24 protein-coding genes and 1 riboswitch are annotated in these 21,886 nt (G+C 61.2%); of the genes, 5 read left to right on the forward strand and 19 right to left on the reverse strand.

The window, feature by feature from the left end; genetic code table 11:
• Nucleotides 1–35 precede the first annotated feature (35 nt).
• Nucleotides 36–1,325 (forward strand): OmpP1/FadL family transporter, encoded by a 1,290-nt coding sequence (locus tag ACP7EW_RS05035; RefSeq protein WP_426215682.1) that lies wholly within the window; start codon nucleotides 36–38, stop codon nucleotides 1,323–1,325.
• Between the two features lie 65 nt (nucleotides 1,326–1,390).
• On the opposite strand, the gene ACP7EW_RS05040 is transcribed toward ACP7EW_RS05035, so the two are convergent.
• The 18 genes from ACP7EW_RS05040 to ACP7EW_RS05125 all read right to left on the reverse strand — a co-directional run bounded on the left by ACP7EW_RS05040 (nucleotide 1,391) and on the right by ACP7EW_RS05125 (nucleotide 18,014).
• Nucleotides 1,391–1,942 (reverse strand): glutathione peroxidase, encoded by a 552-nt coding sequence (locus tag ACP7EW_RS05040; RefSeq protein WP_033900714.1) that lies wholly within the window; start codon nucleotides 1,940–1,942, stop codon nucleotides 1,391–1,393.
• Nucleotides 1,943–2,092: 150 nt separating this feature from the next.
• A complete protein-coding gene (locus ACP7EW_RS05045) occupies nucleotides 2,093–3,292 on the reverse strand; it encodes an MFS transporter (RefSeq protein WP_161630248.1) in 1,200 nt (399 codons plus the stop codon).
• A 63-nt stretch (nucleotides 3,293–3,355) separates the two neighbouring features.
• A complete protein-coding gene (locus ACP7EW_RS05050) occupies nucleotides 3,356–3,760 on the reverse strand; it encodes a MarR family winged helix-turn-helix transcriptional regulator (protein ID WP_010208689.1) in 405 nt (134 codons plus the stop codon).
• Between the two features lie 42 nt (nucleotides 3,761–3,802).
• Nucleotides 3,803–4,531, reverse strand: a complete 729-nt coding sequence (locus ACP7EW_RS05055) for an adenosylcobinamide-GDP ribazoletransferase (RefSeq protein ID WP_426215685.1) — start codon at nucleotides 4,529–4,531, stop codon at nucleotides 3,803–3,805.
• 2 nt (nucleotides 4,532–4,533) lie between these two features.
• Nucleotides 4,534–5,109, reverse strand: a complete 576-nt coding sequence (gene cobC / locus ACP7EW_RS05060) for an alpha-ribazole phosphatase family protein (protein ID WP_426215687.1) — start codon at nucleotides 5,107–5,109, stop codon at nucleotides 4,534–4,536.
• Nucleotides 5,106–6,161 (reverse strand): nicotinate-nucleotide--dimethylbenzimidazole phosphoribosyltransferase, encoded by a 1,056-nt coding sequence (gene cobT / locus ACP7EW_RS05065; protein WP_426215689.1) that lies wholly within the window; start codon nucleotides 6,159–6,161, stop codon nucleotides 5,106–5,108. Before cobT ends, cobC begins: the two co-directional genes overlap by 4 nt.
• Nucleotides 6,158–6,679: a bifunctional adenosylcobinamide kinase/adenosylcobinamide-phosphate guanylyltransferase gene (gene cobU / locus ACP7EW_RS05070; protein WP_177052481.1), complete on the reverse strand. Its 522-nt coding sequence runs from the start codon at nucleotides 6,677–6,679 to the stop codon at nucleotides 6,158–6,160. The genes cobT and cobU overlap by 4 nt, the downstream gene beginning before the upstream one ends.
• 432 nt (nucleotides 6,680–7,111) lie before the next feature.
• Nucleotides 7,112–8,563, reverse strand: coding sequence for a cobyric acid synthase (locus ACP7EW_RS05075; protein ID WP_426215691.1), 1,452 nt, complete (start codon nucleotides 8,561–8,563; stop codon nucleotides 7,112–7,114).
• The gene (gene cobD, locus ACP7EW_RS05080; protein ID WP_426215693.1) at nucleotides 8,560–9,549 is read right to left on the reverse strand and encodes a threonine-phosphate decarboxylase CobD; all 990 of its coding nucleotides are present in this window, start codon (nucleotides 9,547–9,549) and stop codon (nucleotides 8,560–8,562) included. Before cobD ends, ACP7EW_RS05075 begins: the two co-directional genes overlap by 4 nt.
• Nucleotides 9,542–10,450, reverse strand: coding sequence for an adenosylcobinamide-phosphate synthase CbiB (cbiB, locus tag ACP7EW_RS05085; RefSeq protein WP_033900697.1), 909 nt, complete (start codon nucleotides 10,448–10,450; stop codon nucleotides 9,542–9,544). Before cbiB ends, cobD begins: the two co-directional genes overlap by 8 nt.
• The gene (gene bluB / locus ACP7EW_RS05090; RefSeq protein ID WP_426215694.1) at nucleotides 10,447–11,097 is read right to left on the reverse strand and encodes a 5,6-dimethylbenzimidazole synthase; all 651 of its coding nucleotides are present in this window, start codon (nucleotides 11,095–11,097) and stop codon (nucleotides 10,447–10,449) included. Before bluB ends, cbiB begins: the two co-directional genes overlap by 4 nt.
• A complete protein-coding gene (locus ACP7EW_RS05095) occupies nucleotides 11,094–12,401 on the reverse strand; it encodes a cobyrinate a,c-diamide synthase (RefSeq protein ID WP_426215695.1) in 1,308 nt (435 codons plus the stop codon). The genes bluB and ACP7EW_RS05095 overlap by 4 nt, the downstream gene beginning before the upstream one ends.
• Nucleotides 12,398–13,009, reverse strand: coding sequence for a cob(I)yrinic acid a,c-diamide adenosyltransferase (gene cobO / locus ACP7EW_RS05100; protein WP_010208674.1), 612 nt, complete (start codon nucleotides 13,007–13,009; stop codon nucleotides 12,398–12,400). Before cobO ends, ACP7EW_RS05095 begins: the two co-directional genes overlap by 4 nt.
• Nucleotides 13,010–13,088: 79 nt before the next feature.
• A riboswitch (cobalamin riboswitch) is annotated at nucleotides 13,089–13,339 on the reverse strand.
• 96 nt (nucleotides 13,340–13,435) lie between these two features.
• Nucleotides 13,436–13,972: a C40 family peptidase gene (locus ACP7EW_RS05105; RefSeq protein WP_028617370.1), complete on the reverse strand. Its 537-nt coding sequence runs from the start codon at nucleotides 13,970–13,972 to the stop codon at nucleotides 13,436–13,438.
• A 144-nt stretch (nucleotides 13,973–14,116) separates the two neighbouring features.
• Complete coding sequence (locus ACP7EW_RS05110; protein WP_033900694.1) at nucleotides 14,117–14,746, reverse strand: C40 family peptidase; 630 nt, start codon at nucleotides 14,744–14,746, stop codon at nucleotides 14,117–14,119.
• Nucleotides 14,747–14,959: 213 nt separating this feature from the next.
• A complete protein-coding gene (gene hda / locus ACP7EW_RS05115) occupies nucleotides 14,960–15,664 on the reverse strand; it encodes a DnaA regulatory inactivator Hda (RefSeq protein WP_126570612.1) in 705 nt (234 codons plus the stop codon).
• Nucleotides 15,665–15,867: 203 nt separating this feature from the next.
• On the reverse strand, nucleotides 15,868–16,941 hold the full coding sequence (locus tag ACP7EW_RS05120) for an AI-2E family transporter (RefSeq protein ID WP_177004463.1): 1,074 nt from the start codon (nucleotides 16,939–16,941) through the stop codon (nucleotides 15,868–15,870).
• Between the two features lie 32 nt (nucleotides 16,942–16,973).
• The gene (locus ACP7EW_RS05125; protein WP_426215698.1) at nucleotides 16,974–18,014 is read right to left on the reverse strand and encodes a DUF2066 domain-containing protein; all 1,041 of its coding nucleotides are present in this window, start codon (nucleotides 18,012–18,014) and stop codon (nucleotides 16,974–16,976) included.
• A 342-nt stretch (nucleotides 18,015–18,356) separates the two neighbouring features.
• Between ACP7EW_RS05125 and purM the strand changes: the two genes are divergently transcribed.
• The 4 genes from purM to ACP7EW_RS05145 all read left to right on the forward strand — a co-directional run bounded on the left by purM (nucleotide 18,357) and on the right by ACP7EW_RS05145 (nucleotide 21,240).
• Nucleotides 18,357–19,415 carry a phosphoribosylformylglycinamidine cyclo-ligase gene (purM, locus tag ACP7EW_RS05130; RefSeq protein ID WP_016976515.1) on the forward strand — a complete coding sequence of 353 codons (1,059 nt, stop codon included), beginning with the start codon at nucleotides 18,357–18,359 and terminating at the stop codon, nucleotides 19,413–19,415.
• Nucleotides 19,415–20,065, forward strand: a complete 651-nt coding sequence (gene purN / locus ACP7EW_RS05135; protein ID WP_426215700.1) for a phosphoribosylglycinamide formyltransferase — start codon at nucleotides 19,415–19,417, stop codon at nucleotides 20,063–20,065. The genes purM and purN overlap by 1 nt, the downstream gene beginning before the upstream one ends.
• Before the next feature lie 8 nt (nucleotides 20,066–20,073).
• A complete protein-coding gene (locus tag ACP7EW_RS05140) occupies nucleotides 20,074–20,787 on the forward strand; it encodes a DUF3108 domain-containing protein (protein WP_033900686.1) in 714 nt (237 codons plus the stop codon).
• Between the two features lie 264 nt (nucleotides 20,788–21,051).
• Nucleotides 21,052–21,240 (forward strand): hypothetical protein, encoded by a 189-nt coding sequence (locus ACP7EW_RS05145; protein ID WP_010208657.1) that lies wholly within the window; start codon nucleotides 21,052–21,054, stop codon nucleotides 21,238–21,240.
• A 98-nt stretch (nucleotides 21,241–21,338) separates the two neighbouring features.
• On the opposite strand, the gene ACP7EW_RS05150 is transcribed toward ACP7EW_RS05145, so the two are convergent.
• Nucleotides 21,339–21,884 carry a DUF2058 domain-containing protein gene (locus ACP7EW_RS05150; protein WP_033900683.1) on the reverse strand — a complete coding sequence of 182 codons (546 nt, stop codon included), beginning with the start codon at nucleotides 21,882–21,884 and terminating at the stop codon, nucleotides 21,339–21,341.
• Nucleotides 21,885–21,886 lie beyond the last annotated feature (2 nt).

Below are 21,886 nucleotides of genomic sequence, written 5' to 3' on the forward strand. Positions count from 1 at the left end.
CTTTCCGCAGCGGTGATCACCACGGAGTTCTAATAATGAAAAAAGTAATGCTCAAGACCACACTTAGCCTCGCCGTTGCCATGGCATCCTCCCACCTGTTCGCAAGCGGTTTCGCACTGAACGAACAGAGCGTCAGCGGGATGGGTACGGGTTTCGCAGGTCGCTCCTCTTCTGCCGATGATGCAAGCACTGTTTACGGTAACCCTGCCGGCATGTCTCGCCTGAATGGCCAGCAAATCACCGGTGGTGTTGCAGCGATTGACGCCTCGACTGACATCAGCAGCACAGGTGGCAACTCTCGCGGCTCCAACAAAGGTGACATGGTTCCGTTCACCGCGGTGCCATTTGGTTTCTACACCAACAAACTCAATGACCAGTGGGCTATCGGCTTCGGTGTCTACGCACCGTTTGGCCTGGTGACCGACTATGAAAGCGGCTTCCAAGGCCGTGGTTTCGGCAGCAAGAGCGAAGTGAAGGTCATGACCTTCCAGCCAACTGTCAGCTATGCGTTCAACGACCGCGTGTCCATCGGCTTTGGTCCGACCATCAATCGGATTTCCGGTGTGCTGGAGTCGGATAAGACACTGGTTGCTGGCGCCCCATTCGGTGACACCAATGTCAAGATCAAGGGTGACGATACCGCGCTGGGCTTCAACGTTGGCGTGTTGGTCCAGGCGACCGACACCACCCGCGTCGGCCTGACCTACCACTCGAAGGTCAAGTACAAGCTGGAAGGTCACACGACCGTCAGCGGCCCGGCGCAAACTCAAGGAGTCCTGCGTAATAACCGTTACGACGCCTCCCTGAAAATCGACACTCCAGAATCCTACGACCTGTCGGTGACACAAGATCTGACTGACGCATGGAAACTGTATGGCGGTGCAACCTGGACACGCTGGAGCCGCCTGAAGGAAATCACCGTCAACAACGACGGCGTAACCGCTGCGGGCGGCATTTTGGCACCTAGCCAACTCAGTGCCATCACCGAGAAACAAGACTGGCACGACACCTGGGCTTACGCCGTGGGTACCTCGTATCAGTTGACCAAACAAGTGGTACTGCGTACCGGCCTGACGTTCGACCAATCGCCTACCAACAACACTGATCGTTCGCCACGTATTCCGACTGGCGATCGCACGATCTTCAGCGTGGGCCTGGGCTACAAAGTCATGGATAACATGACCATCGACCTGGCCTACTCGTACCTGAAAGAAGAAGATGTGAAGGTCAACAACACGGCCAACCCACCTTCTACCGCCAGCTACCGCGCCAAGTATGAAAACAGCGCCAACGGTTTCGGCCTGGGCATGACTTACACCTTCTGATCCAGACCGGTGTAAAAAAGCCCCGCTCTTCTGCAAAGGAGGCGGGGCTTTTTAATGGCTGACGATCAAGGCTTGGACGCTATCGCCTCCTCCACCGCCTTGATCATGTCCGGACTGTCCGGCTTGGTGAGACTGGAAAAATTGGCAATCACCTTGCCCTGCCGATCCACGACGTACTTGTAGAAATTCCACTTCGGCGGCGCGTCGGTCTGCTGCGCCAACACCTTGAACAGGTGCACCGCATCCGGCCCCTTGACCTTCTGTGGCTCGGTCATGGTGAAGGTCACGCCGTAATTCACGTAGCAGACCTTGGCGGTTTCTTCGCCGGTCTTGGCTTCCTGCTTGAAGTCATCCGATGGCACGCCGATCACTTCCAGGCCTTCGCCCTTGTAACGCTGGTACAAGGCTTCGAGGCTTTTGAATTGTGGAGCGAACCCGCAAAAGCTGGCGGTGTTGACGATGACCAAGGGCTTGCCGGCGAAGCGCTGGCACAGGTCGATGGATTCCTTGGCGCGCAGCTTGGGCAATTGGCCTTCCAACAGCGGCGGGCAACTGGCGGCCATGGCGGCACTGCCAATGGCCATCAGGACGGGTACAGCGAGCCAGCGCATCTGCATGTCGTGTGTCCTTGAAAGTATTCAGATCACGAACTTAACAGATCGACATGCCCAGTTGCATCAATGCCAGCCCGCCGTTTTGCCAGCCCCACCAGGCGAGCAACATCAAAACCAAGACTGCGGCGAGTATCAACCCGCGTACCGCTATGCTCATGCCGCCTCCATCTGTGCCTGCAATCGCGCCACTGGCCGCTCGCGTACCGGCCAATTCAGGGCCGCGGCGAGCAGGCTCAACAGGATCGCCACCTGCCAGATCAAATCGTAGTTGCCGGTTCGATCATAGACCACCCCGCCCAACCAGCCGCCCAGGAACGAACCGAGCTGGTGGAACAAGAACACGATCCCACCGAGCATGGAGAGGTTTCGCACACCAAACAACGTAGCGACGGTACCGTTGGTCAGGGGCACGGTGGACAGCCACAGGAAGCCCATCGCCATACCGAACAGGTAGGCCGTGACCTCGGTGACCGGCGCCCACAGGAACAACACGATCACCACTGCGCGCAGCAGGTACAGCCCGGTCAGCAAACGCGGCTTGGACATGCGCCCACCGAGCCAGCCGGCGGTGTAGGTGCCGAAGATGTTGAACAGCCCAATCAACGCCAGCACCGTTGTACCGACGGTGGCCGGCAAGTGCTGGTCCACCAGGTAGGCTGGCAAATGCACGCCGATAAACACCACCTGGAAACCGCAGACAAAAAAGCCGAAGGCCAACAGCCAGAAACCGGAATGGGAACAGGCTTCCTTCAAGGCTTCGCGCAAGGTTTGCTGACCGGCCAGCACCGGCAATGGACGATCCTTGAGCATGGCGACCAGCGGCAGAATCAGTGCCACCATCAGGCCCAGTGCCAGCAGTGCTGCGGACCAGCCCAACCAACTGATCAAACCCAGGGTGCCCGGCACCATGGCGAACTGGCCGAACGAACCTGCAGCACTCGCGATGCCCATGGCCATGCTGCGTTTTTCCGGCGCCACGGCCCGGCCGACCACGCCGAGAATCACCGAGAACGACGTGCCGGACAGGCCGATACCAATCAACAGGCCCGCACTGAGGGACAGCGACCACGCCGAATCGGACATACCCATCAACACCAGGCCCGCCGCGTAAAGGACGCCGCCGACAAACACCGCTTTAGTCGCACCAAAACGGTCGGCCAGGGCGCCGGTGAACGGCTGCGCCAGGCCCCAGATCAGGTTTTGCAAGGCGATGGCAAAGGCGAAGGTTTCACGGCCCCAGCCGAATTCGCTGCTCATCGGCGCCAGGAACAGGCCAAAACCGTGCCGCACGCCCAACGACAACGCCAGGATCAGCGCACTCCCTACAAGAATCCAGCCACTGGTGCGCCACATCGAGGTCATTTCTTATTCTCCGCTCGCGGGTATATACCCGCTTGTATTCGAACCAACCCGCGCTCAGGCGAGTTCGTCCAGCAAGGCCAACAAGGTTTCGCGTTTTTCCGCGCCGAGTTGATCGATCAATTTCTGCTGCGCCGCTTCCCAGGCGGGTAATGCCGCGGCCAGTCGTGCTTCACCGTCCTCGGTCAACATCACCAGACGGTTGCGCAGGTCATCGCCTTCCACCAATTTCACCAGGCCCTCGCCTTCCAGCACCCGCAGGTTGCGCCCCAACGTGCTGCGATCCAGGCCCATGGCTTCCGCCAGGCTGGAAATGCTCGGCTGATCGAGGCGCTGCAAGTTACACAGCAAAGAATACTGGGCGACATTGATCCCGAAGCCATCAAGAGCGCCGTCGTAATGCCTGCTGACGCCACGGGCGGCACGTCGCAGGTTGGTACACAAACATTGGGAGGCAAGCATGGAAGGTGTATATACCCGCGATTGAGGGAATGCAAGAAAGTGTTACAGCGCCAGGCCAACCAGAACCGCGACTTCCAGCAGCTCCAGCAAGGCGCCTGCGGTATCACCCGTGGTGCCGCCCAGGCGGTTGACCATCAAATGGCGTAGCCCGATAAAGCAGATCGCAGCGAGCAATACAGCCATCCCACCGCTGAAGCCACCGATAAGAATGCAGGCCAAACCGCTGAGGATCAGTACCTGTTGGCCGACGATTCTCGGTAAATGATCCGACAAGGCCTGACCCAATCCACCAGCACGCACATAGCGCGTGGTGAGAAACAGCGCCAGCATCGAGGCGCGGCCGATCAGCGGCGCCAGGATCAGTGCGGCGCCGTTGCGCTGCTCGATCAAAGCCACCAACGCGGTGAACTTGAGCAGCAGCACCAACCCGAGCGTGACCACGGCAATCGGACCGCTGCGTGGATCCTTCATGATCGTCAGCGTGCGCTCGCGGTCGCCAAAACCGCCGAGCCACGCATCGGCGCTGTCCGCCAAGCCGTCCAGGTGCAGGCCACCACTGAGCAACACCCAGGCCGTCAGCAACAATGCGGCATGCAGCAGCAACGGGGCGCCCATCAATACCGAATTCAAGCCCCACAACAGCACGCCGAACAACAAACCCACCAACGGATAAAACAGCAGTGAGCGTCCCAACTCCTGAGGCTGCGGCATACCCGGCAGACGAATCGGCAGGCTGCTGAGAAATTGCAGGGCGATCCAGAACGGCAGCATGTCTACACCCCTTCCGTCAGTGTGCCGTCAGCATCGACGTGCAGGCTGAACAACCCGCCATGGCCCACTTCGACATTCAGCAGTTGCTCCCTTGGCAGGCCACGCGCTCGCGCCAATAACAGACGCATCACACCGCCATGACTGATCAACAGCACACGCTCACCGGCATAGGCCTGATGCAAGCGTGCGACAGCGCCCAGGACCCGGTCGGAAAAGGCGCTGACAGGCTCCCCTTCCGGTGGCGTAAAGCTGTAGGGGTCAGCCCAGAACAACCCCAGCCCTTCGGCGTCGGTCTCCATCAAGGCCGCTGCACTGTGCCCTTCCCAGGCACCGAAGTGCAGCTCTTGCAGATCTTTTTCCAGGCTCACCGGCAGCTTGAGTTGAGCCCCCAATTCCTCGGCAAACCGCGCGCAGCGTTGCAGCGGCGAGCTGACCAGACGGTCCCACGGCCCCTGCGCCACCACGGCCGCGCGCATCTGCGCCCAGCCGTTGGTGGTGAGAGCATCGTCCAGGCTGCCGCGCAGGCCGCCGCCCAGCTCGGTTTCACCGTGACGCAGCAAGTCCAGGCGCAAGGTCATGCCGGGCGGTCTGCCACGGCGGCTTCGGCGAAGGTCGCCATCTGCCCGTGTAATGCACAAGCCAGACGCAACAACGGAACCGCCAACGCCGCGCCGCTACCTTCGCCCAAGCGCAGGCCCAGTTCCAGCAGCGGCTGTGCGTCGAGACTTTGCAACACATGGCGATGACCCGGTTCGGCGCCGCGATGGCCAAACACCAGCCAGTCACGGCAGGCCGGGCTCAAGCGTGTCGCGACCAGCGCCGCGACGCTGCAGATAAAGCCATCCACCAATACCACGATGCCTTCCTGGGCGCAGGCCAGGTACGCGCCCACCAGCGCGGCAATTTCAAAGCCACCAAGGTTGAATAGCGTCTGCAACGCATCACCACGCTGACTAGCATGCAGCGCCAACGCACGTTCGATCACGGTCACCTTGTGGCTGACGCCGTGGGCATTCAACCCCGTCCCCGGCCCAGTGAGGTCACTGACCGGGCAATCGAGCAAGGCACACGCCAACGCACTGGCGGCGGTGGTGTTGCCGATGCCCATCTCGCCGCCGATAAACAGCTGCGCCCCACCTGCCAACGCACGCCGCGCACTGTCGCGACCGGCTTGCAGGGCGAGTTGCCCTTGGGTCTCGGTCATCGCCGGGCCGCTGACGAAGTTGGCGGTGCCCGCGCCGATATTCAGGTGACGCACACCGGGCAGGTCCAGAGACGGCGTGACCGTGCCGAGGTCGACCACTTCCAACTGCGCGTCCAACTGCCGCGCCAACACACTGATGGCGGCGCCACCGCTGACAAAGTTGTGCAACATCTGCCCGGTCACTGCCTGGGGAAACGCCGACACACCTTCCGCGACCACGCCATGGTCACCGGCAAAGATGGCGATCCACACGTGATCGACCGACGGTTTGACCTGGCCCTGCAAGCCCGCCAATTGCACCGCCAGCGCCTCCAACTGCCCGAGGGAGCCGGCCGGCTTGGTCAATTGCTGCTGACGAGTCAGGGCGTGTTCGTACGCTTGAGCGTCAATCGCCTTACAAGGGTTGAGCCACCAGGTGTCAGTCATAACGCAGTACCTTTCAAAGTCAGGGGCAGGCCGGCAACCGTCAGGACAACACGCTGACAGCGCTCGGCCAAGGCTTGATGCAGCCAACCGGCTTCATCCACATAGCGGCGAGTCAATTCGCCCAGCGGCACGACACCCAGACCGGTCTCGTTGCTGACAAAAATGATTTCACCCGGCAGCGTGGCCAGGGTTTCCAGCAGTTGGTCGCGCTCAGACGCCAGGCGATTAGCGTCTTCAAGCATCAGCAGATTGGTCAGCCACAGGGTCAGGCAATCCACCAGCAAACACTGTGCAGGCGCCGCGTTTTCGCGCAGCACGCGAGCCAGTTCCACAGGTTCTTCGATCAGGCCCCAATGCTCGGGTCGACGCTGGCGATGCAGCGCGACGCGCTCATTCATCTCACCATCCAACGGCTGGCTGGTGGCGATATAAGTGACGGGCAAACCACTGTCGCTGGCGAGCTTTTCGGCGAGACGACTTTTGCCGGAACGGGCGCCGCCGAGGATCAGTTGAAGCATGGGGTCGCACCTTGATCTGGCTGAAATGTATCGGCCATCAGGCCGCCTTCGCGAGCAAGCCCGCTCCTACAGAAAAGCTGATCAGCGTTTGATCGGCTGTTGATGTTGATCTCAAGCGCCCCGTAAAACCACGCTGGCCGAGCGCAGGCTTGAATCCGTGGGTAACCCGGCAGGACGCCGGGTTAGCCGTCCTGGGCCAAGGATGGCCCATGACGGCGGCCCACGGATTCAAGCCGGAGCGAGGGCACACCGAGCCTAGGCGAGGTGCCGAGTGGTGGGGCGAGAGCCTTTTGGTTACTTTTGGGCTCTTCCAAAAGTGACCCGCTGTAAGAGCGGAACCATATTCAGCCGTTACCGCAGCAACGGATATGCACACCGAAACACCGCCTTCGCGAGCAAGCCCGCTCCCACATTGGGACCGTGTACTCACCGTCAAACCCCGCACAACTTGCGTAACAAATCGGTATCCAAGTGGTTTTCCACCAAGTCCGCCAAGCGCTCGATATCGCGCTCACGCAAAGCGTGGTAATCCACAGATTGCACATCCTGCAACCCCGCCCAACGCAGCAAAGCGCTGCACGCCGCCGGGCTTTCAAACAAACCATGCAGATAGGTCCCAAGAATTTGCCCATCAGCACTTTGCGCGCCATCCCGGCGACCGCCTTCCAGGATCACAGCAGCATTCGACAACGCATCCCCCGTCGTCACGCCCGCATGAATCTCATAGCCGCTGACTTCAGCATCCTCCAGCAACAGACGCCCACGTACATTACGCAACTGCTTCTCTTCTTCCAGCGTAGTGCTGAACGCCAGCAGCCCAAGGCCATCGCTGGAACCGGCAGCCCCTTCCAGGCCCAACGGGTCATGCACCTGCTCGCCAAGCATCTGCAGGCCACCGCAAATACCCAGCACCTTGCCGCCATAGCGCAAGTGCCGCGCCACGGCGGTATCCCAGCCGTTGGCGCGCAAGTACGCCAAGTCGCTGCGCACGCTTTTCGAGCCGGGGAGGATGATCAGGTCGGCAGCCGGGATCGGCTGGCCTGGCCCGATAAATTGCAGATCCACTTGGGGATGCAGGCGCAGTGGGTCGAAATCCGTGTGGTTGCTGATGCGCGGCAACACCGGCACCACCACCTTGAGTACCTGGGCTGCCTTGTCGATCTGGCGCCTGTCGATGCCGTCTTCAGCTTCCAGATGCAGGTCCATCACATAGGGCAACACGCCGACCACCGGCTTGCCGGTGCGCGCTTCCAGCCAGTCCAGGCCGGGCTGCAACAGCGCGATGTCACCGCGAAAACGGTTGATGATGAAGCCTTTGACCCGCGCCTGCTCCGTGGGCGACAGCAGTTCCAGAGTGCCGACCAGATGGGCAAACACGCCGCCGCGATTGATATCGGCGATCAGCAACACCGGGCAATCCACCGCCTCAGCGAAGCCCATGTTGGCGATGTCATTGGCGCGCAGGTTGATCTCCGCCGGGGAGCCCGCGCCTTCCACCATCACCACTGGGTAGGCCTGGCTCAACCGGGCGTGGGAGGCCAGCACCGCTTGCATCGCGATGGCTTTGTAGTCGTGATAGGCCACTGCGTTCATGCTGGTGACGGCGCGACCATGGATGATCACTTGGGAGCCGGTGTCGCTATTGGGCTTGAGCAACACCGGGTTCATGTCGGTGTGCGGCGCCAGGTGGGCGGCCTGGGCCTGCACGGCCTGGGCACGGCCGATCTCGCCGCCTTCGGCGGTCACGGCGCTGTTGAGCGCCATGTTCTGCGGTTTGAACGGCGCCACCGCCACGCCCTGGCGGACCAACCAGCGGCACAGCGCCGTCACCAAGGTACTTTTGCCGGCGTCGGAGGTGGTGCCTTGCACCATCAGCGTACTCATGTGGCGTCCTTATAGGCGACCAAGGCTTGGTCCAGGCGCAGCCAGTCAGCTTCGGTATCGGGCAGGCCAAAGCGCAGGCTGCTGTCGTGGACAAACAGCCGCAGCAAAATGCCGCGTTGGGCCATGAATTCGTGCATGCGTTCGGCGTGGGGCGTGATCAGCCATTGAAACAACGCGCAGCCGCCCTGGGGCTGGAAGCCGTGGCGCTCCAGCAAGGCAAACAGACGCTGGCCCGCCTCGATGCACCGCGTGCGTTGCCGCGCATGCCCGGCCGTGTCGCGCAGGCATACCTGGCCCAACACCCGCGTCGGCCCGCTGACCGCCCAGGGGCCGACCTGTTCGGCCAGCAACTTGAGCAGTTTGCGCTCGGCCAACACAAAACCCAGCCGCACCCCGGCCAGGCCGAAGAACTTGCCGAACGAGCGCAACACGATCAGGCCGACCTGGTGGGCCTGGCCCGCCAGGCTCAGTTGCGGGGTGACGTCCATGAACGCTTCGTCCACCACCAGCCAACCGCCGCGCTGGGCCAGCCGCGAATGCCAGTCCAGCAAGCGTTGCGGGGTCAGGCTCAGGCCGGTGGGATTGTTGGGGTTGACCACCACCAGCACGTCGAGGCCATCGAGAAAGAAGTCGACTTCCTGCTCCTGCACTTCGCGCACCACGTAGCCGGCACGACGCCAGGCTTCGGCGTGTTCGGCATAACACGGCGAAAGCACACCGACTTTGCCCGCGCGGCGCAGGCGTGGCAGCAACTGGATGGCCGCCTGGGAACCGGGCACCGGTAACAGGTGCGCAGCGCCGTAGTATTCGCTGGCGGCCTGCTCCAGACCATCGTCGGCTTCCGGCAGGCGCGCCCAGGCCCGCAGCGGGATCTCGGGGATCGGCCAGGGCCAGGGCGCGAGGCCGCTGGACAAGTCGAGCCAATCGGCCTCGGCAATCCCGTACTGAATCGCTGCCTTACGCAGCCGGCCACCGTGCTCAAGCATAGAATTGCGCCCCCGCGCATAGGATCAGCAGCCACAACCATACGCCGCGCTGCACCAGTTGCCAGCCTCGGTCGATGGAATCGGCATCCGCCGGAGGGCCTTCGCCCAGTTGCGGACGCTGATGCACTTCGCCGTGATAGATCGCGGCGCCGCCCAACTCCACGCCCAGGGCGCCAGCACCGGCCGCCATGACCGGACCGGCGTTGGGGCTGTCCCAGGTCGGGCCTTGGGTGCGCCAGCATTTGAGCGCCAGGCGCGTCTTGCCCAGTACGGCGTAGGTCAACGCCACCAGGCGTGCAGGAATGTAGTTCAGCACATCATCGATCTTTGCCGCCGCCCAGCCGAACCGCTCGAAACGTTCGTTGCGATAGCCCCACATGGCGTCAAGGGTGTTGCTCAGGCGGTAAAGCACCACGCCCGGCACACCCGCGACAACAAACCAGAAAATCGCAGCAAAGACCGCATCGCTGCCGTTTTCCAGCACCGACTCGGTGGCGGCGCGGGCGACTTCGGTGCGGTCCAGCTCACTGGTCTGACGGCTCACCAGGTAGCTCACGCGCTTGCGTGCTTCCTCGAGGTCATCACTGCGCAAGGCCTGGGCCACCGGGATCACATGTTCACCGAGACTGCGCATGCCAAGGGCGCAATACAGCGCCAGAATCTCCAATACCCAGCCGATGTAAGGTGCCCAGGATAACGCCGTGGCCAGCAGGGTCAGCGGCACCACGGCGATAAACCACGCGGTCACGCCATGGCTGCGCCAGCCGCGACCACCGGTATTGAAACGTTGCTCGATGCGCCCGGCGAAATTGCCGAACGCCACCAGCGGATGCCAGCGCCTGGGTTCGCCCAGCAGCGCATCCAGCGCGACTGCAGCGACACACAGCAAGGCCACACTCATTGACTGACTCCCCACCCATTCTCATACACCATGTCACTCAGCGGCCGAGGCTCGGTCCAGCCCTCGAGTTGCAACATCGGTGCCGGGTAGAACTCGGCCACCGGTCCCAGGCACAGCACGGCCAAGGGTTTCGCGCCGGACGGCAAGCCCAGCAGATCGGCCAGGGCCTGGGGCTCGAACAGCGAGACCCAGCCCATGCCCAGGCCTTCGACACGGGCCGCCAGCCACAGATTCTGGATAGCACAGGACAATGACGCCATGTCCATTTCCGGCAAGGTGCGCCGGCCGAAAATATGCCGCTCGCGATCATCCATCAACGCCGCCACCAGCACTTCGGCGCAGTCGTGAATGCCTTCGACCTTGAGCTTCATGAACTCGTCGGAACGCTCGCCCAGGGCTTCGGCGGTGCGTACGCGTTCTTCTTCCACCAACTGTTGAATCTGACCACGCAACTGACGGTCGCTGATACGGATAAAACGCCAGGGCTGCATCAGGCCCACGCTGGGTGCCTGGTGCGCGGCCTGGAGCAGGCGGTGCAGCAATTCGGGGGCGACGGTGCCGCCGCTGAAATGGCGCATGTCGCGGCGTTCGGCGATGGCACGGTAGACGGCGTCGCGGTCGGCCTGGGGGAAGGCGTTGTCGCTCATAGTGCTGGATCGGGCGCGAACAATGCAGCCACCGCCTGGGGATTCGAGGGGAAATAGAAGTGTACGTAAGACGCCGTCATCCGCCCCTGCCGATAAACTGCCTCGGCACCGCGCCCGCCATTGGGGCTCAGGCCACGGGCAATCGGCTGCCATTCGGTGGTGGTCAGCGAGTGGTGATAGGTATGGCCGCGCAGTGTGCCTTCGGGCAATTCGACATTTTGCAGCGCCAAGGCCGCGAGTTTCTTCTGCATCACGGCATCGCCTTGCAGCAGGCCCACCAGCTCTGCGCGAGTGCCGTCGACATCGGTCAGCGAGTCCAGCAGGTAGAGCATGCCGCCGCATTCGGCGAGCAGCGGTTTGCCGGCGGCATGATGAGCACGGATGGCGTCTAGCATCGGGGTATTTTGCGACAGCGCCTGGTGGTGCAGTTCCGGGTAACCACCGGGCAGGTAGAGGCTATCGGCGTCCGGCAATTGGAGATCGTGGATCGGCGAGAAGAACTTCAGCTCAGCGCCCATTGCCCGCAACAGGTCAAGGCTGGCGCCGTAGGTGAACGCGAAGGCTTCGTCGCGGGCCACGGCGATGCGCACGCCGTTAAGCAGTGGCTCGGCGTCGATCACTTCAGGCGCGGCAAAGGTGACCGGCGGCGGCAAGGCGACTTCGCAACTGCTGCCCAGCGCTTGAGCGGCGGCATCCAGGCGTACATCAAGGTCATTCAGTTCGCTTGCCTGCACCAAACCCAGGTGACGGCTAGGCAGCTCGATACCGGTCTCGCGAGACAACGCGCCGTACCAACGCAGGCCTTCGGTAAGGCTGCCTTCAAGCAATTGTGCATGGCGCAGGGTGCCGACGCGGTTGGCCAGCACGCCAGCGAACGGTAAGTCCGGCTGATAACGCGCCAGACCCAGGGCTAACGCGCCAAAGGTCTGGGCCATGGCGGTGCCGTCGATCACACCAAGCACCGGCACACCAAAGTGTCGCGCCAGGTCGGCGCTGGACGGCGTGCCGTCGAACAGACCCATCACGCCTTCGATCAGGATCAGGTCCGCCTCCCCCGCCGCCTCCCACAGCAAGCGGCGACTTTCCTGCTCGCCCACCATCCACATGTCCAATTGATACACCGGCGCACCACTGGCGCGTTCGTGGATCATCGGGTCGAGGAAGTCCGGGCCGCATTTGAACACGCGCACCTTGCGCCCCAGGTTGCGGTGCAAGCGGGCCAGTGCGGCGGTGACGGTGGTTTTGCCCTGGCCGGACGCCGGTGCGGCGATCAAGACGGCCGGGCAATGACGGGGCTGATTCAAAGTTCGACGCCCTTCTGTGCCTTGATACCGGCCTGGAACGCGTGCTTGAGCATGCCCATTTCGGTGACGGTGTCGCCCATTTCGATCAGTTCAGGCTTGGCGCCACGGCCGGTGACCACCACGTGTTGCATCGGCGGGCGGGCTTGCAGGTCGCTGAGTACCTGGTCCAGGTCGAGGTAGCCATGCTTGAGGGCGATGTTCAGCTCATCCAGTACGACCAGGCCGATGGAAGGGTCCTGCAGCAACTCGCGGGAAACCGCCCAGGCGGCTTCGGCGGCGGCGATGTCGCGCTGGCGATCCTGGGTTTCCCAGGTGAAGCCTTCGCCCATGACGTGGAAACGCACTTGCTCGGGGAAACGGCGGAAGAACAACTCTTCACCGGTACTGTTGCGCCCCTTGATGAACTGCACCACACCGCACTGCATGCCGTGGCCCATGGCCCGGGCCAGCATGCCAAACGCGGAGCTGCTCTTGCCTTTGCCGTTGCCGGTCAACACCAGCAGCAGGCCGCACTCGTTCGGGGAATTGGCGATGCGTTCATCGATCACGGCTTTTTTGCGCAGCATGCGCGCCAGGTGGCGTTCGTCGCGGTCGGGGGAATCGGTCATGGCAGCTCTCCGTTGGGGCTGGACAAAAACGGCGGGCAGGAAAAAGAATAAACAGACAGCCAAGCATCGCCCACCGTGATGCTGTTGGATGTTGCAGGCCGGTCTCCGGGCTCATGAGTGGCGAGCGCCTTATAGACGCGCAGACCGACGCTGCGCCTTCCCATATCGCGAGCGATACAGTGGCAAAAGGCAGCGTCTTGACTCATTTACCGTTGCGGGGGCAGCGCCGGAATCGCGGCGGCACTGTGTACAAGTGCGCTCACTCACCGGCTTCCCTGTTTCACTCCGTCGACCCATGGGTCACAGAGCACCTGGAACAAGCGGCGAAGGGTAGTAGGTTGAGGGGCGAGCTGCAAGCTTCAAGCAGATAGCTGCAAGCAGGTATCCCCTCCTTGCAGCTTGAAGCTTGAAACTTGCCGCTGCTTCTTACGGATTACGCGCCAGGTTGCCCGGCAACACGCGCTTGGCACTCAGGTAGGCATTCTGCCAATACGCCTTGGACAAGGTGTCCAGCTTCACCGTACCGCCGGTTTGCGGCGCGTGAACGAAGCGGCCTTCACCGACGTAGATCCCGGCGTGACTGACCTGTGAACCGCCACCTGTAGCGAAGAACAACAAGTCGCCGGTCTGCAGATTCTGCTCGCTGACATCCTGGGCGCGCATCACGATCAGTTCGCGGGTGGTACGCGGCAGGGAGATGCCGGCAGCATCGCGGAAGACAAACCCGATCAGGCCGCTGCAATCAAACCCGGAGTCCGGTGTGTTGCCGCCCCAACGATAAGGCGTGCCGACCAGGCCCAGCGCGCGGAAGAGCACATCTTCGGCCGCAGGCGAGAAATTCTGGGTGGAGTAGTTGAACACCGGCTTGGGCTTGACGGCCACAGGCGCGGGCGGCGGGCGGCTTGCGCAGGCGCTGAGCAGCGCGGCGCAAAGAATAAGGATCAGGCGGGCCGAGGTCGACATGGGCAGAACAATCCTGGTCTGGATGCGGCTTTCGCTGCCGAACGCTGAAAACCAGAACGCGCAAGCAAAGCTCGCGCGAACGGATTACAACAATGTCCAGAGATTCTAGCGCTTACACGTCAAACTTCAAGTATCACTTTAAGTTTACTTGCTAGCGGTAACCGTCGTCGGGGCCATGGCGAGTGCGCGCTTGGCTTCGATGAAGGTTTTGCTCCAGTAGCTGTCACCCAGGTTATCGACCCGGACACCGCCACTGCGACGGCTGCTGGAGTGGATAAACTGGTTATCGCCCAGGTAGATACCGGCATGGCTTACACGACCACGACCCGCTGTACTGAAGAAAAGCAGATCACCGGGCTTGAGGTTGTTGCGCGCGACCAACGGTGCATCCACGTTGATCATTTCGCGGGTGGAGCGTGGCAGGTTCATGCCAGCTTCTTCGCGAAACAGGTAGCCGATGAAACCGCTGCAGTCGAAACCGGCTTCAGAGGTGCCGCCGAAACGGTAACGGGTACCGATCAGGGACATGCCGCGTTCGAGGATGCTGTCGGCCAGAACGGGCAGCTGGTAAGGCTTGCTGCCATTGAAATTGGCCAGTTCTTTTTCCGTTGCCAGCTCTTCTTCATAAACAGAAGCAGACTGTGCAGCAACGAATTTTGCCTGATTTTGAACCTGTGGTTTTTGCTGTTCTGCCACCTGTTGAGGGTGGGAGGCGCAACCAAACAACAGGGTAACGAGTGCGAGGGGCACGAGGGGTGCGAAGCGATTTAGCATGGGCACGACCGTGGCTGATATGTAAAGAAGACGAGACTATGCCCTCTATCACATCGATTTGCAAATTCAATCGTGATCTATGTGACTTCTTGTTTGGACTATGACATCTAAGCCCTTAACACCCTATATCTGCCTTTTGCGTAGCCAAACCGGCTCAAACGCAGGTTTTCTGGCGCCTGGAATTTGCCGAAAGCCGCGAAAACAGCGGGCCGGCTACCAGCCGAGGGTTTCTTTCAAGAAGGGAATGGTCAGCTTGCGCTGGGCCTGCAGGGAGGCCTGATCGAGCTGTTCGAGCAGCTCGAACAACGCGCTCATGCTGCGCGTGCCACGGGTGAGGATGAAATGTCCCACTTCGTCGGTGAGGTGCAGACCGCGACGGGATGCGCGTAATTGCAAGGCACGCAATTTGTCTTCATCGGACAGCGGGCGCATCTGGAAAATCAGCGCCAGGGTCATGCGCGACTTGAGGTCGGCCAGCTTGATCGGTAACTCGCGTGGCGAGGTGGACGCAGCAATCAGCAGGCGCCGACCGCTGTCACGCAAGCGGTTGAACAGGTGGAACAGCGCCTCTTCCCACTCCGCCTTGCCGGCGATGGCTTGCAGATCGTCCAGGCACACCAGCTCGTACTGCTCAAGATGGTCGAAGATGCCGATACCGCGATCCATCAACTCCGCCAGGGGCAGGTAAACCGCTGGCTCGCCCATCTGCTCGAACCGCAGGCACGCGGCCTGCAACAGGTGGGTACGCCCTACGCCGTGCTTGCCCCACAGATAGATCAGGCTTTCGGTCCACCCGGCGTCGGCTTCGCAGAGCCGCTCGACATAGCCGAGTGCAGCGGCATTGGCGCCTGGGTAGTAGTTGATAAAGGTGGCGTCGTCACGCAGACGCACACCCAAGGGCAGCTGAATCGGTTTCATGCTGACTGAACGGCTCCAAACGAACCGTTAGTGGCCTCTGTGTAAAGTTTGCAAAGTTTATACCCGTGACGCTGGGCGCACAATGCAACAGACCCCAAGCAAAATCAAAGGTTTGCGTTAACTTGTTGGATTTACGCAGATTGTTTGACGCACCGGCTCCAGAAACAACAAACCCGGCCTGGGCCGGGTTTGTGGCGGAGTGATTACAGATCGGGGTCTTCAACCCCCGTGTACACCTCCGAATCCTTATACAAATCGTGTACATGGCGCACCAGCACCATGATCACCGCCGCCACCGGCAGCGCGAGCAGAATGCCAGTGAAGCCGAACAACTCACCGCCCGCCAGGATCGCAAAGATCACCGCCACAGGGTGCAAGCCGATCCGATCACCCACCAGCAACGGCGTCAGCACCATGCCTTCCAAGGCCTGGCCGACCATAAATACCGCCACGATCCCCAGCATCGGGTACAGGTCACCGCCGAACTGGAACAACCCCGCCACCAACGCCGCACCGATACCAATCACAAATCCCATATAAGGCACGATGGCGGCGAGACCGGCGATCAGGCCGATCAACAGGCCCAGTTCCAGGCCGATGGCCATCAGGCCAGCGGCGTAGATAATCCCCAGTGCCAACATCACCAGCAACTGCCCCCGCACGAATGCGCCGAGCACTTCATGACACTCCTCGGCCAGAGACACGATGCGCTCCTCACGATTGCGCGGCAGCAGGCTGCGAATCTTGGCCATCATGATGTCCCAGTCACGCAGCAGGTAGAACGCCACCACCGGGATCAGCACCAGGTTGGTCAACCAGCCGATCAACGCCAGGCTGGAGGCCGTCGCCTGGCTGAGGACCACACCGACGATATCGGTGGTCTGGCCCATATGCTCGCTGATCGCCGCCTTGACCTTGTCGAACTTCCAGAAACCATCCGACAACCCCAACTTGGCCTGGGCCCACGGCATTGCCGTGTGTTGCAGCCAATCGAGCATCTGCGGCGCCAGCTCATACAGCCGGAACAGTTGTTTGGCCAGCATCGGCACCAGCACCAGCACCAGCGCCGTGATGATCAGGGTAAACAGCGCGAACACCGCCACCACGCCCCAGGTGCGCGACAACCCGGCCTTCTCCAGGCGATCCACCACCGGATCGAACAGATAGGCCAGCAGCAACGCGACCAGGAACGGCGTCAGGATCGAATGCAGCAGGAACACAAAAACGCACAGCAGGACAATCCCGCCAAGCCACACCCAACGACGCGTATCCGCCATAAACCACTCCACCTATATAAAGAAGAAAACTGCTACCAACGAAAACGCAGTTGCACCTGAGGTTCAGGGGTAACCGCTGGCTGCGTGCCATCCACTACGGGTTGCTGGACCGGCGCTTCACCCGCAGGAACCTCCTGCAACTTGGCCAGGCTCAACTGGGTACGTAATTGATCGGCACTGCCATTGACGCGGTACACGATGCGATTGCCGTCCACGAGTTGTGGTTGAGCGCCAAAAGGTTCAAGCAGATGACCGAGTGCGGCGTAACGCTCCAGGGTCATGCCCTGTACTTCCAGCAGTTGTTCGGTGCTCACGCCGGGTTTGACCGCAAAGCGTGGCGCGAGCTTTTGGCTGACCGCCAGCATCACCGCGTCGGCCACAGCGCCGGTGTCGGCCCCTTGCGCGGTGCCCTGCTCGCTCTTGTCGCCCAGCCACAAACGCCATTTGGCCTGCCATTGGCTGCCTTCCTGGCGCGCATGCACGGCCAGCAAGGCGTCGGCGCCATAACGCTCGGAGGCGGCGCGCAGCGGTGTGGCGTCAGCACTTTCCAGGTTCGGTGCGGTGGCGACCACCTGCTCATCCAGGTCGCCTAGGGGCAAGCGCAACGGCAAGCCACGGTGTTGCGCGGCACGGCGCAACGCCTGGGCGACGGTCTGTCCATCACCCACCAGACTGCTGCCTTCGGTGGAGTCGTTCAGCCACCAGCCAAGGATCGACGGCCGGTTGCTGCCCCAGATCGACAAGCCGGCTTCACGCAAGACGCGATCAGTGCTCACCGGGTCGAAATCCACTTGCAGGCTTTCCGGCGGGCCGGCGTCGTAGCCATATTGGCTGATGATTTGTTGCGGATCTTTACGAACGGCCGCCAGGCCCGGGCCGTCGGCAGCCTTGGCGTCGCCGGTCAGGCGAATCACCAGGGTCTGCACGGCGCGCTGGGTCGCCTGGTCACGCTCTTGGGGCGACTGGCTGCTGACGGGTTCGAGTACTTGATAGAGGCCATTGAGGGTTTCGGCATGACTCGCCAGGCTGACCAACGACAAGCAGCCTACAAAGAAGAATTTACACAGACGCATGGAAGATTCCCGAACGACAAATTTAGCGGCTGGAACAGACCGCGTGAACTCGGTTTGCCAAGGCTGTGACCACGGCGACCGGTAAAACATTCACAGGGTCTTGGTAAGTTTTCGTACTGTCACAACGCTAGCGCCGTAAAGGCTATACCTTAATACGCGCCAAAGCAGACCCGATTAGCATTTTTTTAACACCATATGCCCCTGCCCGTCGGCCCGAGGATGGCCGCTGCCCCTCAAGCCTGATAAAATCGCGCGCCTTCGCAGACCGTCAACGGCGTGGCCTTTATAAAAGCCCCCGCCCGCTCGGTCGTTACCCCTGAATCCCCCCTAAAGGCCTGGATCATGAGCAAGCAACCCTCCCTGAGCTACAAGGACGCCGGTGTAGACATCGACGCCGGTGAAGCATTGGTCGAACGCATCAAGAGCGTCGCCAAGCGCACTGCGCGCCCCGAAGTCATGGGCGGCCTGGGCGGTTTTGGCGCCCTCTGCGAAATCCCGGCCGGCTACAAGCAGCCTGTACTGGTTTCCGGCACTGACGGTGTGGGCACCAAGCTGCGCCTGGCACTGAACCTGAACAAGCACGACACCATCGGCATCGACCTGGTTGCCATGTGCGTCAACGACCTGGTGGTGTGCGGCGCCGAGCCGTTGTTCTTCCTGGACTACTACGCTACCGGCAAGCTGAACGTCGACACCGCTGCACAAGTGGTGACCGGTATCGGCGCTGGCTGCGAACTGTCGGGTTGCTCCCTGGTCGGCGGCGAAACCGCTGAAATGCCAGGCATGTACGAAGGCGAAGACTACGACCTGGCCGGCTTCTGCGTCGGCGTCGTGGAAAAAGCCGAAATCATCGACGGCTCCAAGGTTGCCGCCGGTGACGCCCTGCTGGCCCTGCCTTCTTCCGGCCCGCACTCCAACGGTTACTCGCTGATCCGCAAGATCATCGAAGTGTCCGGCGCCGAGATCGAGAACACCCAACTCGACGGCAAGCCGCTGACCGACCTGCTGATGGCCCCGACCCGCATCTACGTCAAGCCTCTGCTCAAGTTGATCAAGGACACTGGCGCCGTCAAGGCCATGGCCCACATCACCGGTGGCGGCCTGCTGGACAACATCCCGCGCGTCCTGCCAAAAGGCGCCCAGGCGATCGTCGACGTGGCCAGCTGGCAGCGCCCTGCGGTATTCGACTGGCTGCAAGAGAAAGGCAACGTCGATGAAACCGAAATGCACCGCGTGCTGAACTGCGGCGTGGGCATGGTCATCTGTGTGGCGCAAGAGCACGTTGAAACCGCGCTGAACGTACTGCGTGAAGCGGGCGAGCAGCCTTGGGTCATCGGTCAGATTGCCACTGCCGCCGAAGGCGCGGCTCAGGTCGAACTGAAGAACCTCAAGGCTCATTAATGTCTCAGACCTGTGATGTCGTGGTGCTGCTTTCCGGCACCGGCAGTAACTTGCAGGCCCTGATCGACAGCATGCGCACCGGCGACAGCCCGGTGCGCATCGCTGCGGTGATCTCCAACCGCAGCGACGCCTACGGCCTGCAACGCGCCAGGGACGCGGGGATCGACACCCGTTCGCTGGATCACAAGGCTTTCGAAGGTCGCGAGGCCTTCGACAGCGCCTTGATCGAACTGATCGACGCCTTCAATCCCAAACTCGTGGTACTCGCCGGCTTCATGCGCATCCTCAGCGCTGATTTCGTGCGACATTTCGAAGGGCGCCTGCTCAATATCCACCCTTCCCTGCTGCCCAAATACAAAGGCATGCACACGCACCAGCGTGCGCTCGATGCCGGCGACAGCGAGCATGGCTGCAGTGTGCACTTTGTCACCGAGGAACTCGATGGCGGGCCTCTGGTCGTACAGGCAGTGGTTCCGGTAGAGTCTGACGACTCGGCGCAGACGCTTGCGCAACGGGTTCACACCCAGGAACACAGGATTTACCCGCTGGCGGTTCGCTGGTTTGCCGAGGGGCGGTTGATTCTTGGTGACCAGGGTGCATTATTGGACGGTCAGTTACTTGCGGCCAGCGGCCACTTGATTCGAACCTAGGAGATTTTATGCGTCGCGCCTTGCTCTTCGCTTTTGCGCTGTTCGCCTTGCCAGCCGTGCAAGCAGCAGACCTTCACCCTTTCTCCGTAAGCTACACCGCCGACTGGAAACAGTTGCCCATGAGTGGTTCGGCTGAACGCAGCCTGGCCAAGAATGGCGACGGCACTTGGACCTTGAATTTCAAGGCCTCGATGATGATCGCCAGCCTCACCGAAACCAGCGTGATCCAATTCGACAAGGACACCCTGCAACCGAAGAGCTACACCTTCGAACGCGGTGGCCTGGGCAAGGCGAAGAAGATCAACCTGGACTTCGACCAGACCGCCAAGAAAGTCACCGGCTTTGAAAACAAAGACGCGGTCAACGTGCCCCTGCAAAGCGGCATGCTCGACAAGTCGACCTATCAGTTGGCCCTGCAGCGCGATGTGGCGGCCGGCAAGAAGAGCATGAGCTACAACGTGGTGGAAGGAACTGACGTCGACACCTACGACTTCCGCGTGATCGGCCCGGAAAAGGTCCAGACCAAGGTCGGCTCCATCGACGCGATCAAGGTCGAGCGCGTACGTGATCCGACTCAGAGCAAGCGCATCACCCAGATGTGGTTTGCCAAGGACCAGGGCGGCATCCTGGTTGCACTGCGTCAGGTAGAAACTGACGGCAAGGAATACAACATCATGTTGCAGGACGGTACTGTTGACGGTAAGGCTGTCAAAGGTAGCTGATCGGTAGCTGGAACAAAGAGCCTCGCGAATGCGGGGCTTTTTTTCGTCTGTCGATTGGGTTCCACCCTGACGCGAACATGAAACTTTTGTCATAAAACTCAGCGCCCTGCGGCGCAATGTCGCGGTTTACGCGGCCTGCAGCACTGTTGCATTGGCTGCAATGAATTGTTGCGCGAAAAGTCGGTTTACTTAGCAAGCTAACAAATCATATAACAAAGGCCTGCGACGACTTGCCGCAGATCCACCAGAGATTGGAGCAAGCAGATGACTGTAAAAGTAACTGAACGCGACGACGAACATATGTCCCACGAAGCACTGGGCCATGGGATTCACATCTGGGATGTACACCAACAAGACCTGTTGGTCGGCATGTTTCACAACGAGAGCGACGCTCATAATTATAAAAACGAGCTCGAAGCCCTTGAAATGAGACGCCAGGCGCAAGGCTCCTGAGACTCTGAAATTCGGCAGGCATCCAGCCCCACACAGCAGCTGGATTGCCTGCAAACAAAAACCCCGCCTTTTGAGCGGGGTTTGTTGTTTCTACAGCCTTACCACATCAGATCATCCGGGATCTGGTACGCCGCGTACGGGTCATCCTCGTCCGGCACCTGGCTTTCCGTCAGGATATTGAGCTGCACGATACGCTCCGGTGCGCGCTCCTGGATCTTCAGCGCCGCTTCGCGCGGGATTACCTCGTAGCTGCCGCCGTGATGCACGATAGCCAGGGAGCCGTTGCTCAGCTTGTTGCGCATCAGCGTGTTGACCGACAGGCGCTTGACCTTCTTGTCATCCACGAAGTTGTAGTAGTCCTCGGTGGTCAGCTTGGGCAGGCGCGACGTCTCGATCAGTTGCTTGACCTGGGCGGTGCGGGCCTTGGCCTCGGCTTTTTCCTGCTGCTGGCGGTTCAGTTCCTGGTCGCGCTTGACCTTCTCGGCGTGCGCTTCGGCCGCCAGGCGGGCCTGGGTGTCATCCGCCTCGATCTGGCCTTTGTGGACCAGGCGCTGCTGCTTCTGCTTGTCTTTGCCGACCTGCTTGGCCTGCTTTTGGTTGACCAGACCTGCTTTGAGCAACTGGTCGCGAAGGGAAAGGCTCATGG

The organism is Pseudomonas sp. DWRC2-2, assembly GCF_049897885.1.
Taxonomy (GTDB): domain Bacteria; phylum Pseudomonadota; class Gammaproteobacteria; order Pseudomonadales; family Pseudomonadaceae; genus Aquipseudomonas; species Aquipseudomonas azotoformans_A.